The 14,452-nt window shown below is 35.5% G+C and carries 9 protein-coding genes; all 9 read left to right on the forward strand.

Annotated elements, in window-relative coordinates; translation table 11 throughout:
* The first annotated feature begins 3 nt into the window (after positions 1-3).
* The 9 genes from BUC12_RS03360 (at position 4) to BUC12_RS03400 (ending at position 14,437) form a co-directional block, all read left to right on the forward strand.
* Positions 4-1,605, forward strand: a complete 1,602-nt coding sequence (locus BUC12_RS03360; protein ID WP_062177071.1) for a RagB/SusD family nutrient uptake outer membrane protein — start codon at positions 4-6, stop codon at positions 1,603-1,605.
* A gap of 5 nt (positions 1,606-1,610) precedes the next feature.
* Entirely contained in the window at positions 1,611-2,978 is a 1,368-nt protein-coding gene (locus BUC12_RS03365) for an IPT/TIG domain-containing protein (RefSeq protein ID WP_062176948.1), read from the forward strand.
* Between the two features lie 53 nt (positions 2,979-3,031).
* The gene (locus BUC12_RS03370) at positions 3,032-4,441 is read left to right on the forward strand and encodes a cellulase family glycosylhydrolase (RefSeq protein WP_062176945.1); all 1,410 of its coding nucleotides are present in this window, start codon (positions 3,032-3,034) and stop codon (positions 4,439-4,441) included.
* Between the two features lie 85 nt (positions 4,442-4,526).
* On the forward strand, positions 4,527-5,729 hold the full coding sequence (locus BUC12_RS03375; RefSeq protein ID WP_062176942.1) for a glycoside hydrolase family 5 protein: 1,203 nt from the start codon (positions 4,527-4,529) through the stop codon (positions 5,727-5,729).
* A 24-nt stretch (positions 5,730-5,753) separates the two neighbouring features.
* Positions 5,754-8,051, forward strand: coding sequence for a beta-glucosidase (locus tag BUC12_RS03380; RefSeq protein ID WP_073357281.1), 2,298 nt, complete (start codon positions 5,754-5,756; stop codon positions 8,049-8,051).
* A 60-nt stretch (positions 8,052-8,111) separates the two neighbouring features.
* Entirely contained in the window at positions 8,112-9,743 is a 1,632-nt protein-coding gene (locus tag BUC12_RS03385) for an alpha-L-rhamnosidase-related protein (protein ID WP_062177065.1), read from the forward strand.
* Between the two features lie 10 nt (positions 9,744-9,753).
* Positions 9,754-11,952 carry a beta-glucosidase gene (locus BUC12_RS03390; protein WP_062176939.1) on the forward strand — a complete coding sequence of 733 codons (2,199 nt, stop codon included), beginning with the start codon at positions 9,754-9,756 and terminating at the stop codon, positions 11,950-11,952.
* A 4-nt stretch (positions 11,953-11,956) separates the two neighbouring features.
* Positions 11,957-12,868, forward strand: a complete 912-nt coding sequence (locus BUC12_RS03395) for an AraC family transcriptional regulator (RefSeq protein WP_062176936.1) — start codon at positions 11,957-11,959, stop codon at positions 12,866-12,868.
* A gap of 3 nt (positions 12,869-12,871) precedes the next feature.
* Entirely contained in the window at positions 12,872-14,437 is a 1,566-nt protein-coding gene (locus tag BUC12_RS03400; RefSeq protein WP_082141873.1) for a DUF1593 domain-containing protein, read from the forward strand.
* Positions 14,438-14,452: the final 15 nt, after the last annotated feature.

The following is a 14,452-nucleotide window of genomic DNA, read 5'->3' on the forward strand; positions in this document are numbered from 1 at the left end:
AAAATGAAAAAGTTTATATATAGCTTATTATTAATATCAATCATACTATCATCTTGTAGTGATAGTTTTCTGGATAGAACGCCGGAAGGCGATTATAATGTAGATAATTATTATACTTCTGATGAAGCTCTAACAGCAGCAACTGCTCCATTATATAACCGCGCATGGTTCAATTACAATGAACGCTGTATTATTCCTATTGGCAGCTTACGGGCCAATGAAGCATATAATCCTTATATGTATCCTGAATTTACCACATTTCAGGTAACAGCTCTTACGCCATTATTATCTTCTGCATGGTCAGCCTTTTACTCTGTAGTTACCATGTCTAATTCAATAATTGAAAATGTTAATACAAAATCTACAAATGATGTAACAGAGTCTGCCAAGTTGAAAGCTGTAGCAGAGGCTCGACTAATGAGAGGAATAGCTTATTTTAATATGGTTAGACTTTGGGGACCTGTTATTCTATTTGAAAACAACGAAACTGTAGTAAATAATCCTATACAGCCATTACATAAAGAGGAAGATGTATTCCAGTTTATAATAAATGATTTGACTTATGCTGCCAATAATTTACCAGAAAAGCCCTCTCAAAAAGGACGTGCTACAAGTTGGGCTGCTAAAGGCTTTTTAGCAAAGGTTTATCTTGCCCGATCAGGATGGGATAAGTCTACACGGGACCAGGCAGATTTGGAAATGGCAAAAACATATGCAGCAGATGTTTGCGAGAATAGCGGTTTGAATCTTTTGTCAAACTATGAAGATTTGTTTAAATACAAATTTAATAATAATGATGAATCATTGCTTGCTATGCAATGGGTTCCACTTGGTGACTGGTACACAAAGAATACACTTTATGCAGATCTTTGCTTTTCATCTGAGATTACCGGTGGAATTGGCGTATGGGGTGCTCCTGCAGGAACCCTTGATCAGATGAAACAATATGTTCAGGCTGATACATTACGTAGAAATGCCTCTTTCTTTACAAATGGAAGCTATTATCCTTATATCAATATTGCAGAGGGAGGATATACTTATACACATACAAGTGCACACAACAAAAAAGGATGTATAGGTGGACCAGACGATGATAACGATGGTAAAGTGGAGTCGATGAGTTCACCTTTGAATACTTATCTGATTCGTTTGGCTGATGTTTATCTCATCTATGCAGAGGCTTGTCTTGGAAATAGTGAGAGTCTTTCTTCCGGCCCAGGGTTAGAATATTTCAATAAGCTACATGATCGTGCAAAAATAGCTCGGCTGAATTCCATTACACTTGATGATATAATCAGGGAGCGTCGTTGTGAATTTGCCATGGAATTTGTGAACTGGTATGATATGACCACTTGGTATAAGTGGAAACCAACTAAGATGTTGCAATATTTCAACTCTCAAGACCGGGGAGCTATTTGTGATAATATTACAAAAGATAAGGATGGTAACCTTGTCTTTGGATTAGAAGATGGCAGTGAGATAACACGTCCTAATATTGTTATAGAGGTAACTGCCAAAAACATCTTTTTCCCTTATCCAGAAAGTGATGTTATACAAAATCCATTACTTAATGAAGCTCCGCAGTCTTATAACTTTAACGAATAAACACTATGAATAATATATCTTTTAAAAATTGTTGGATGATATGTGCCTGTCTGTTATTGGCGTTGATATCATCATGTAAAGATGACAATGACAGTGATGGGACTCCTGTGATACACTCTGTACGTGTAACTAATCCTGAGAAAGTAGATAGCACATTCACCGAAGCAAGCCGTGGCCAATTGATAGTAATACAAGGAGAAAGGCTTCATAATGCATTGGAAGTATATATCAACGATCAGAATGTAGGCTTTAATAAAAACTATAATACTTCAACACACCTTATTGTTACGATTCCGGAAGAATTAAAATTACATGGTGAAGATAGTAATCTGAAAAATGAGATTCGCGTTGTGACAAACCATGGTGAAGCATCTTATGGGTTTCATGTTTTGGCCCCAGTGCCTACAATAACCAGATATTCAGTAGAACTCACAGAGACTCCTGAAGGAAATATGGAGGTGGTTCCGGGACAGAGACTTGATTTATTTGGAGAGAATTTTTATGAAGTGGAGAGGATTTATCTTACAAATATAAACCCTGAACCACTCGAAGGAGAAGAGATTCCATCTGTAGTAGAAGAATATGATATGCAGTCGTATGATGTCACAGAGCAATTCACTAGAATTATTGTATCAATGCCGGCAACAATAATTCCGGAAGGATTTATTGTTGTAGAATGTTATTCAGGAAAAGCATATATTCCTTTTTCTTCAAGAATACCAAAACCAACAATAACAGCAATATCCTCAGATATGCCAATTCCAGGAACAAAAGTTACGATCTATGGAACTAATTTTCTGGAAATTACAGGTATCGATATCAACGGCGAATATACTATCCCTGCAGAAGATCTGACAATTTCTGATGAAGCAGACAAAATTACATTCACCTTGCCAAGTGCACCTTCTTCTTCAGGTAAGTTAAAGATTATTACAGGAGGCGGAGAAGCTGAAATTGATTTTTACCCATATGAAAATTTGGTTATCGACTTTGATCCGACAACATCTTGGTGGTTTAGCTGGGGAGCTAATGAAAAAACAAACGAAACAGGAGCTAATCCTCCATTATTAACATCGGGGAACTGTTATGGTGTTGATGGTAAGGTGGATAATCAATGGTGGTATGGAGTATGGAATTTTGGAGGCATCAATTTCCCTACAGTTATTACTGATGCTACTTTGGTTAAAGACATAGAAGTACGATTTGAATTCATTGCAACTTTAGATTTTCAAGAAACTAAAATCAAATTAAGATTCTGGCAAGACTTTGAGAAAGATGCTTTTGAACCGACCGATATTTTAACAGGAGATGTTGCACCAACAGGTAAATGGATAACTTGTTTTGAACTCTTCGCCATCAGCGGCCGGAATTGATTTAGCTTATTACTTTGATAATTTCCGATTTATTGTAAAAAAATAATTGAAACATGAAAAGAAATAAAAATATAATGTATTTACTATTAGTATTTTGGGTAGTGATAACAGGAGCTTGCTCTTCTGATGACGATATAAAAGTGACACCCGAATTTAGTATCACTCTCAATGGTAACGATGTTAATGAACTCATATTTAATTCAGGAAGTAGTTTCCAAATGGTTGCAATCAAATCGAATGTAGAATGGAACGTTTCTGGCAATCAGGATTGGTGTACACTCTCTAATAGTTCAGGCGAGCCTACATTAACAGATTATCAAACTGTATATCTAAAAGTAGAAGTTCAGTCAAATATAGGAGATATAGATAGGGAAGCTCTGATAACACTTACTGCTGGAGGAGAAACTAAAACCGTAAAAGTTACTCAATATAGTTCTAATGTTGTAGAACCAGAAGAGTGGGAAAATGCCCCAACAGTTGTAAAAAACATGAAAGTTGGTTGGAATCTATTCAATACACTTGACTCATATGGCAGTTGGATTACAGGAACTTCACCTTCGGACTATGAAACAGCTTGGGGACAAATTATTACCAAACCGGAATTAATGAAAGCCGTAAAAGACAGAGGATTCAATGCTATGCGTATACCCGTTACCTGGTTCCCTCATTTAGATGAAAATGGTAAGGTAAATGAAGCTTGGATGAACCGAGTGGAAGAAGTTGTAAACTATGTATTAGAAAATGATATGTACTGTATTTTAAATGTACACCATGATACAGGAGGCGATGAAAGTGCATGGCTTATAGCTGATCTGGATAATTATGATGAGATGAATGAAAAGTTCATTTCATTATGGACACAGATTGGAGAACGTTTTGCCGGATATGACCATAAATTGGTATTTGAAGGTTATAATGAAATGCTCGATAAAAATTTCAGTTGGACAAATCCTAGTGATCCAAATGCATTTGCGGCAATAAATAAGTTTGCTCAACAATTCGTAACAACTATCCGTACTACAGGAGGGAATAATCGTTATCGCAATCTGATAGTAAACACTTATGGTGGCGATCCGGGAGAAAATGCAGTGAGCAATTTCACCGTGCCTTTTGATGAGGTTGCAGACCATTTAATTGTGGAGGTTCATGTATACGAAGGTACAGATTTTGAATCGGAAGGTACATCATGGACTGCTCAGCGCGAACAAGCTCTTAGTAACATCATGGACAGGCTTAATACTTACTTTGTAACTAAAGGCGTCCCTGTTATCATAGGTGAATGTGGCACTCCTATTGTTTCTGAAAAAGAAGAGGAAATAGCGAAATATGCTGATTATTTAATTCGTTCATCCAAACAATATAACATGGCCTGTTTTTGGTGGTTCGACCTGATTGACAGAAGTGAATATCAATGGAGATCAGAAATTGTAACGGATGCATTGATAAACGCTATTCAAGAATAACCCTTAAATATTTTTATTGAAAGTATTACTACTTGGCTAAAGTCAAGTGGTAATACTTATACTTTCCAATTTAATATTAAGAACGATGAATTTAACAAAAAACCTATTAAGTCTACTTTTATTTTATTCGATTGTAGTTTGCCTTTGCAGCTGTAATCAAGGAAAAAAAGATCCTCATATTACAGATGATAAATATGGAATGGAAAGTGATTCCAAGGTCTTAGCATCAAAAATAATAGCCGGATGGAATCTTGGAAATTCCCTCGAAGCTATCAGTAAAGATAGAAATGAAAATAGCGAAATAGCATGGAGAAATCCCCAAACAACTAAAGCAATGATTGATTCAGTTGCCATTGCAGGATTTAACGCTATACGAATACCCATTTGTTGGTATCCTCATTTCACGGATGATAATAATATCAAGATTGATGAAAAATGGATTAATAGAGTAAAAGAGGTTGTTGGGTATTGCTTGGATAACGACCTCTATGTGATAATCAATACACATCATGAACACTGGTTGGAAAACCATCCATTTTTTAAGGATTCTACTGAAGTCTATAGAAAAGAGGCTCTGCTATGGAAAGAGATAGCAACAATCTTTAAAGACTATGACGAACGTCTATTATTCGCCGGAACGAATGAAGTGCATATTAAAGATGACTGGGGTGCTCCCGGTGATGAAAATGTTGTAGTACAAAATGGCTTTAATAGGGTTTTCATCGATGCCGTACGTTCTACAGGAGGTAAGAATACCTATAGAAATCTTATTATACAAACTTACGGAGCTAATTCAGAATATGGTCCGGGACATCTGGAAATACCCCATGATCCTACACCAAATCGCCTAATGGTTGAAGTGCATTATTATGACCCATATGGATATTGTGGAACAGATGATATAAAATTCTGGGGAAAACCATATGAAAAATATGGAATAGACTCAATTGGACAAGAAGATTTTGTTGAGAATAGATTTTTGTCAATAAAAAAACTGTTTGTGGATAAAGGTCATCCTGTTATCCTTGGAGAATGGGGGGCTCCGAGACATTCTGTAAATAAAGGAGAGGATGAGGAGATAATGAATAAATCCCGAGCATATTACTATGAAAAAATAGTAAGTATAGCTAAAAAGAACGGAATGGTTCCTTTTGTTTGGGATAATGGTTACTCATCGAGTGGACCTGATCAATTTGGGCTTTTTGACAGAAAGGATGGAATGAAAAATATAGATAAATCTACTATTGATGCAATTATGAAAGGAGCCCAAACTAATTACCCCTTTTAATAAATATTTAAAGATTAAGATATAATGAACAAAATTTTATTTTACACAGCTTTTTCATGTGTATGTTGTTTTTCTACAATTTCGGTTTCTTATGCTCAAAAGTTACCGCAATTAGGTAAAGATCCGGTTGAAAAAGTAGTCAAAGCCATGACATTGGAGGAAAAAGCCCGTTTAGTAGTTGGTACTTCTAAATCTCAGGGATATCCACCTCCCCCCGCTCCCGGTACGGTTGTATATGATAATATTCAGCAAAATGTAGCAAATACTTTTCAAACAAAAGAAAAAGTGAAAGGAGCTGCCGGTGATAGTTATGCTATACCAAGATTAGGTATTCCTTCAATTGTTTATGCAGATGGGCCTGCTGGTGTCAGAATTGATTCTATAAGGGAAGGTGATTCTCGGAAATATAATGCGACAGCATTTCCCATAGCAACATTATTAGCTTCCTCATGGAATCCTCAATTAGTTAGAGAAGTAGGAGAAGTAATGGGGAAAGAAGTTCTGGAATATGGAATAGATATTTTATTAGCTCCAGGGATGAATATTCAACGAAATCCATTAACCGGCAGAAACTTTGAGTATTATTCTGAAGATCCTTTAGTTACAGGGAAAATAGCCTCTGCTATGGTCAATGGTATCCAGTCCAATGGAGTTGGTACATCAATAAAGCATTTTGTCGCAAATAACCAGGAAACATATAGAAATGGAGTTAATGCAATTGTTAGTGAAAGAGCATTAAGGGAAATTTATTTGAAAGGCTTTGAAATTGCAGTAAAAGAATCAAATCCTTGGACTATAATGTCCTCTTACAATAAGCTGAATGGAACATATACGTCTGAATCTTATAATTTACTGACCAAATTGCTGAGGGAAGAATGGGGATATAAAGGGTTCGTAATGACTGACTGGTGGGCAGAAAACGATCCTGTTGCTCAAATGAAAGCTGGCAACGACTTACTTATGCCTGGGGAAGAAAGACATATTCAGCGAATTATTAAAGCAGTAGAAGACGGAGAATTAGATGAAAGAATATTAGATAGAAATGTAATTAATATTTTGAATATTGTTCAGAAAGGGCCTGCATATAGAAACTATTCTTACTCTGATATGCCAGACCTCGATGCACACACCTCAATTGTAAGAAAATCAGCTTCGGAAGGCATGGTTCTGTTAGAAAATAAGGATAACACCTTACCTATTCAGAAAGAAATAAAAAAAGCAGCTTTGTTTGGTGTTAGTTCTTATGAAATGATTATTGGCGGATATGGCAGTGGTTATGTATATTATCCTCACAAAATCTCATTAGAAAAAGGTCTTAAAGATGCCGGATTGGTATTGGATAGTAAACAAACCGAATCATACATCAATCATATTGCACAAGAAAAAGCAAAATGGGGAGAAATACATTTTTGGTATGTACCGACTGTTCCCGAAATGTATGTAGATAAAAACGAAATTGAGCGTTTAGCAAATGAGTCTGAAATTGCTATATTAACTATAGGACGCAATTCAGGAGAAGGTGGAGATAGGCAACTGATTAAAGGTGATTATTACCTAAATGATGTTGAGCTTGATTTGGTTAAAAATGTCTCGTCTGCATTTAGGAGTAAAGGTAAAAAAACAGTTGTCGTCCTAAATATTGGAGGTGTCATCGAAATGACTGAATGGAAAGATCTTCCGGATGCTATATTATTAGCATGGCAGCCTGGACAAGAAGCAGGTTATTCTATTACCGATGTTTTAACAGGCACAGTAAATCCTTCAGGTAAACTGACAATGACTTTCCCTAAACGTTATGAGGATGTACCATCTGCTTCTAACTTTCCTCAATCAGATAATAACCCTTCATTTGTAAAATATGTAGAAGATATATTTGTTGGTTATCGTCATTATAATACATTCAATGTACAGTCCCTATATGAATTTGGATATGGTTTGTCATATACAGATTTTGAATATTCTAATTTGAAACTTGACTTTAATACTTCGAAGGGAGAAATAAATATCTCAGTCACAGTTAAGAATACAGGAAAAGTTGCAGGAAAAGAGATTGCACAGCTTTATGTAAATGCACCAACAGGCGAAATCAAAAGACCTACTGATGAATTAAGAGGTTTTGCTAAAACTAAATTACTCCAGTCCAGAGAATCACAAACATTACTTTTCAAACTTTCAGGTGATGATTTGGCTCGATTTGACGAAAACCAATCAGCTTGGATTACAGATGCCGGAAAATATACAATCAAGGTAGGTTCTTCTTCAAAAAAGATTCTTTTATCAAAAGTTTTTGAAAAGAAAAGTGAATCGAAAAGAGGATTGTAACTAAAAACCTACAATATTGAATATGATAAAGATATCCTTAAATATTTAGTGATGAAAATTATGAGAAAACTAATTGTTAGTATGGCTCTTCTATGTTTAGCTTGTGTTATAAATGCACAGGACTACTATAAAACACATAGAGAGTCATGGTTAAAAAAAGCAGAGGAAGCTAAACCAGAGTTATTTCAAACAACATATTCGCCGCAATATTTAGTTAAATCTGTTGCTGATCCAATAGCTTTTCAAGGTTGGAAGATGGAAAGATTTGATGATATGAGTTATTTATATGATCAATCTTTCAAAAAAGTAAAAGAAGTCATAGTTGATTTTGGTAAGCATATGACTGGATTTTATACTTTCCATTTAAAAACAACTGATAAAGCTCAAGACGCACCAATACGTATAAAGTTTACATTCGCTGAAGTTCCGGCTGAATTGAATACTTCCTTAGATCCATGGAAGGGGACGTTAAGCCGTGCATGGATGCAAGATGAGATAATTACAGTTTCACAAATCGATCAGGATATTACAATACCCAGAAGAATATCTGGTAGATACATGAAAATTGAATTACTTGCGGCTCCTCCCGATTTTGATTTTGCTCTTACAAATATGTACTTCACTGCATATTCATCAGCAAAAGAAGTAAAAACAACGTTACAAGATAATGTCCCTCAGGATATCAGAGAAATAAATGATGTTGCTATTGAGACATTGAGAGAATGTATGCAGACTGTATATGAAGATGGACCAAAGCGTGATATGCGTTTATGGATCGGAGATCTTTATCTTGAATCGCTTGCAAATATGTATTCATTTCAGAATCATGAGCTGACCAAACGATGTTTATATCTACTGGCAGGATTAGCTGCTGAAGATGGTAATCTGCATGCTAATATATTTGAAAAGCCAGAACCTCATCCACAATATAGTTCATATTGCCTGTCTTATAATTTACTATACAATGTTACTCTTCTTGAATATCTAAAAGCAAGTGGGGATATGGAAACGGCCAAAGACCTTTGGCCAGTTGTAAAAAGACAGGTTGAGGATGCGATGTCTTATCTGGATGAGAATAATATATTTAATCAAAATAAAAAAGGATATGTATGGCTTTTCTTTGATTGGAGAGATGGTCTTGATGTTAGCACACCAATGCAGGGTCTTATGATTTTTGCTTTAGACAAAAGTTATGAATTAGCAAAAATACTAAATAAGGAAGACGAAGTTCGTGATTGGCCTTTAGTTTCAAAAAATATGGCAAAAGCGGCTCGTAAAGAATTATACGATAAAAATAGAGGAATTTTTTTAAGTGGATCGAATAATCAGATTTCCTCCATGTCACAAATCTGGATGATAATATCAGGTGTACTTAATCAGAAAGAGAGCCAGAAAGCACTTAAGACTACTCTATCAATGGATGATGCTGTTTACCCTGGAACTCCGTATGCTTATCATTATCTTATTGAAGCAATGGTAGCTTGTGGCATGAATGAAGAAGCAAAAGAGTATATGAGAAGCTATTGGGGAGCAATGGTCAAAAAAGGTGCTGATACATTTTGGGAACAATGGGATCCTGAGAATGAATTCCTTTCTCCTTATAATTTCTTTCCGGTGAATAGTTATTGTCATGCATGGAGTTGTACTCCTGTTTATTTTATACATAAATACCCAGAAGTATTTCAAAAATAATTAATAAAATATGAAAAAATACATTTATACAGCGATCACATTATTGCTGCTATGCACTCAAACATTATCAGCTCAACGTATGTACACGAAAGATCCGAAAGTAGAACAACGGATCGAGAAGCTGATAAAAAAAATGACATTGAAAGAAAAGGTTGGTATGCTTCATGGAAATTCAAAGTTTTTTGTTTCAGGAGTAGAACGTTTAGGCATTCCTGAATGGAGCATGTCGGATGGTCCTCATGGAGTAAGAGCTGAAATCAATCGACACGACTGGAATTATTCAGGTTGGACAAATGATTCATCTACTTATTTGCCCACAGGTACTGCATTTGCTGCGACCTGGAATACTGAATTAGCCTATAAAAGAGGACAGATATTAGGGTCAGAGGCAAGATATCGAAAAAAAGATGTACTATTAGGACCCGGAGTCAATATCATTCGTAGTCCATTATGCGGTCGTAACTTTGAATATTTTAGTGAAGATCCATTCTTAACAGCACGAATGTCAGTCCCGTATGTAAAAGGCTTACAATCCAGAGATGTTGCAGCTAGTATAAAACATTATGCATTAAACAACCAAGAAACAGAACGGGGTACTATTGATGTGTATGCATCTGAACGTGCATTACATGAAATCTACCTTCCTGCTTTTAAGGCTACAGTGGAAGAAGGAGGTGCGTTAACAGTAATGGCTGCATATAATAAATTTCGGGGTGAATGGTGTGCGGAAAACAAATATCTAGTACGTGATATACTGAAAGGTGAAATGGGTTTTGATGGAGCTTACATAACTGACTGGGGTGGAGCACATAGCACAGTAAAATCAGCAATAGCAGGTCTTGATGTCGAAATGGGAACGGAAAAAGCGAATTATAATGAATGGTACTTTGCAGACCCGTTAATAGAGGCTGTCCAAAAAGGAGAAATCCCAGAAAGCCTTGTAGATGAAAAGGTCGCGAATGTGCTTAGGGTAATGATTCGGACAAATATACTTGATCCCAAGAAACGTTTTAATGATGGAGTTATAAATACAAAAGAGCATCAACAAGAAGCATATCAGGAAGCTGTGGAAGCTGTAGTATTATTGAAAAATGAGAATAATTTACTTCCTATGAATATTGGAAGTATGAAATCAATTGCAGTAATAGGTGATAATGCAACTCGCAGGCATTGTGATGGGGGGTTAAGTTCTGAAATAAAGGCATTGTATGAAATAACCCCACTAGAAGGTCTTCGTCGAAAGTTTGGCGATAAAGTACAGATTAACTTTGCTCAAGGATATGAGAAAACCTCTTTTTTTGTTCCTGGAGAGAATAATGGACAAGGCGCAGGTCGCTTTAGTGAAGACAATAAAGTAAAGGAAGGTTTGCTGAATGAAGCAATAGAAGCAGCAAAAAAATCAGAGGCTGCCATTATATTTTGTGGACTAAACCATGATTTTGATACAGAGTCCGCAGACAAAATGTACATGCAATTACCTTATGGCCAGATTGAGTTAATCCAAGAAGTAAGCAAAGTTAATCCAAATACAGTAGTAGTTATTATTGCCGGATCTCCTGTTGATTTAGTTGCTCCTTCTATTTGTGCACCTGCAATTATTTGGGGATGGTATAATGGGATGGAAGCAGGAAATGCTTTTGCTGACATAATTACAGGAAAAGAAAACCCTTCAGGGAAAATGCCTTTTACGCTAGCTTATTCATTAGAGCAATATCCTGCTCACGCTTATAATAACTATCCTGGGCGTAATGGTATTGTGAACTACGAGGATGATATATTAGTGGGATATCGCTGGTTTGATACAAAAAAGCAACCCGTAGTTTATTCTTTTGGTTATGGTCTGTCATATACAGAATTCTCTTATGGTAAACTTTCTACAGATAAACAATCCTACAATCAGGAAGATAAAATAAGAGTAAAATTTCTTCTACAAAATACAGGTTCTGTAAAAGGTGGTGAGGTTGCTCAATTATATGTCAGCGATGTTGAATCTTCTGTGTTACGTCCGACAAAAGAGTTGAAAGGATTTAGGAAAGTATTTTTAAATCCAGGAGAATCTCAACAAGTAGAAATTGATGTGCCAGTATCTGAATTAGGATTCTATGATGAAGAAAAACGTGCTTTTGTTGTTGAGCCTGGAGAATTTATTCTTCATATTGCATCTTCCGCATCGGATATTAAAGATAGTATTTCTATAAAAATACAATAAGATAATGGACAGCTCTATCCATACAGAATATTTGATAACAAGCAATAGAGATATAGATTGGGGCTTAACAGTAAATTCTGTTGGATTTCAACACATAGAACCAGGGGAGGTATATCCTCCCCTTAATCATCCAACCCGATATTTATTTAATGTGGCTAAAGGTCGTATACTAAATGAATATCAATTACTATATATAACTCAGGGGTATGGTGATTTTACTTCGAAAAGTTCTACAAAATGTCATGTTGCAGAAGGGAATATGTTTTTACTATTTCCTGATGAATGGCATACATATAAACCGAATAAGCTTTCAGGGTGGGATGAATATTGGATAGGCTTTAGTGGCAAAAATATGGATGACCGTGTTTTATCTAACTTCTTCAATATTCAAAAACCAATATTGAATGTCGGTCTGCAAAATAATTTAGTTAGTATATATCTCGAAGCAATATCTATTGCAAAAGATCAAAATGCAGGATTCCAACAATTATTGTCTGGAATAGTTGAAAGGCTTTTAAGTTGTGCATATGCTTATAATAAGTTAGCCTCTTTTGAAGAGATGAAGGTTGTAAAGATGATAAACAAGGCTAAACTGATCATCCAAGAGAGCTTATATACAGCGATCTCTCCAGAAGAAGTTGCCCTGAAATTAAATATGAGCTATTCATGGTTTAGAAAAGTATTTAAACAATATACAGGTTTTGCTCCAATGCAATATATAAATGAAATGAAAATACAAAAGAGTAAAGACCTATTGACAAATACAGATTTATCAAATATTGAAATTGCGTATAAACTCGGGTTTGATAATCCTAATTATTTCTGCACTTTATTTAAAAATAAGGTCAAAGTAACCCCTATGAAATATCGTGCTATTACTCAAGGTAGAAATATTAATGCCAAATTAAATGTATAAATTATGAAAAGAGGCTTATTACAGCAATGCTATTTTCAAAGGTATACTTATTTATTCTCTTTGATTTTTTTTATTCCCATTTTTAAAGTCAATGCTCAACAAAATGTTGTTTTTGATAAGGTTATTAATGAAAATAATATACAGCAGAAACCACGTACAATTGTAACGACTGATGGTGAAATTGACGATATAGATTCATTCATCAGATTCCTTCTTTATGCTAATGAATTCAAGATTGAAGGCTTGGTATATAGCAGTTCTCAATGGCATTATTCAGGAGATGGTAAGGGTACATTATTTACATCGGAAATGCCCGAGACTGCTACAAGATATGGTGAAAAGACTAATTTGCGATGGGTTGGGACTACATGGATACAGGAATTAATTGATAAATATGCAATAGTATACCCAAACCTCATAAAACATGCTGACGGCTATCCATCTCCAGAATATTTACATAGTTTAATACGTATTGGAAATATCTCTTTTGAAGGAGAAATGGAAAAGATCACTGAAGGCTCAGATTTAATAAAAAACGTATTATTGGATGCTGACTCTAACCCTGTTTTTTTACAGGTTTGGGGAGGCAATAATACCATAGCCCGTGCATTGAAATCTATAGAAGAAGAGTATCAGAATACCCCATCATGGCAAAAGGTATATAAAGCAGTATCACAAAAAGCAATTATTTATAACATACTTGATCAAGATGCTACTTACAAAAAGTATATAGGTAAAAACTGGCCAGAGATTCGTGTATATAATAATTTAGCTCAGTTTTGGAGTTTTGCTTATTCTTGGCCTAGTGATGTACCTGATATTTATAAGCCATATCTTGGAGGTAATTGGTTTGCAAAAAACATTTTATTTAACCATGGACCTTTACTCGCTGAATATTACACTTGGGGAGATGGGCGGCAACTCGTTGAAGACAATGAGCATACACACGGTAATCCGGAAAATCAAGAGAAAGAAGGCCGCAAAAAATATGACTTTATTTCAGAAGGGGACTCCCCATCCTATTTGTATCTAATCAACGTAGGTCTGAGAAGTATAGAAAATCCTTCTTATGGAGGTTGGGGTGGACGGATGGTGCCTTCTTCAGATAATCCTTACAGATGGACTGATACCAATGTTGCAGATTATAATCCATATACAAATAAATTGGATCGTACTTATCCACAAACACGTTGGATTGACGTAATTCAAAATGATTTTGCAGCAAGGGCAGATTGGTGTGTATTATCATATGAGGAAGCTAATCACCCGCCTGTAGTAACACTTGCTCATGAAGCTGATCTTATTGTTAAGCCTGAAACACAGGTAACGTTAAAAGGTAAAGCTATTGATCCCGATGGAGATACTTTGATTTACAAATGGTGGCAGTATGTAGAAGCAGGAACTTCTCCCCATCAATTAGAAATAGAAGATTCGAATAGTCCACAGGCAACAGTAACAATACCTAGTATGTCATTGCCAAAAGAAACTTATCATTTGATATTTGAAGTTAAAGATTCAGGCAAGCCTCAATTAACCAGATATCAACGAGTGATTTTAACTGTAAATTAATAATCTTCAAAAAGT

It is taken from the genome of Indolivaga macrotermitis (assembly GCF_900128985.1).
Lineage (GTDB): Bacteria > Bacteroidota > Bacteroidia > Bacteroidales > Dysgonomonadaceae > Dysgonomonas_A > Dysgonomonas_A macrotermitis.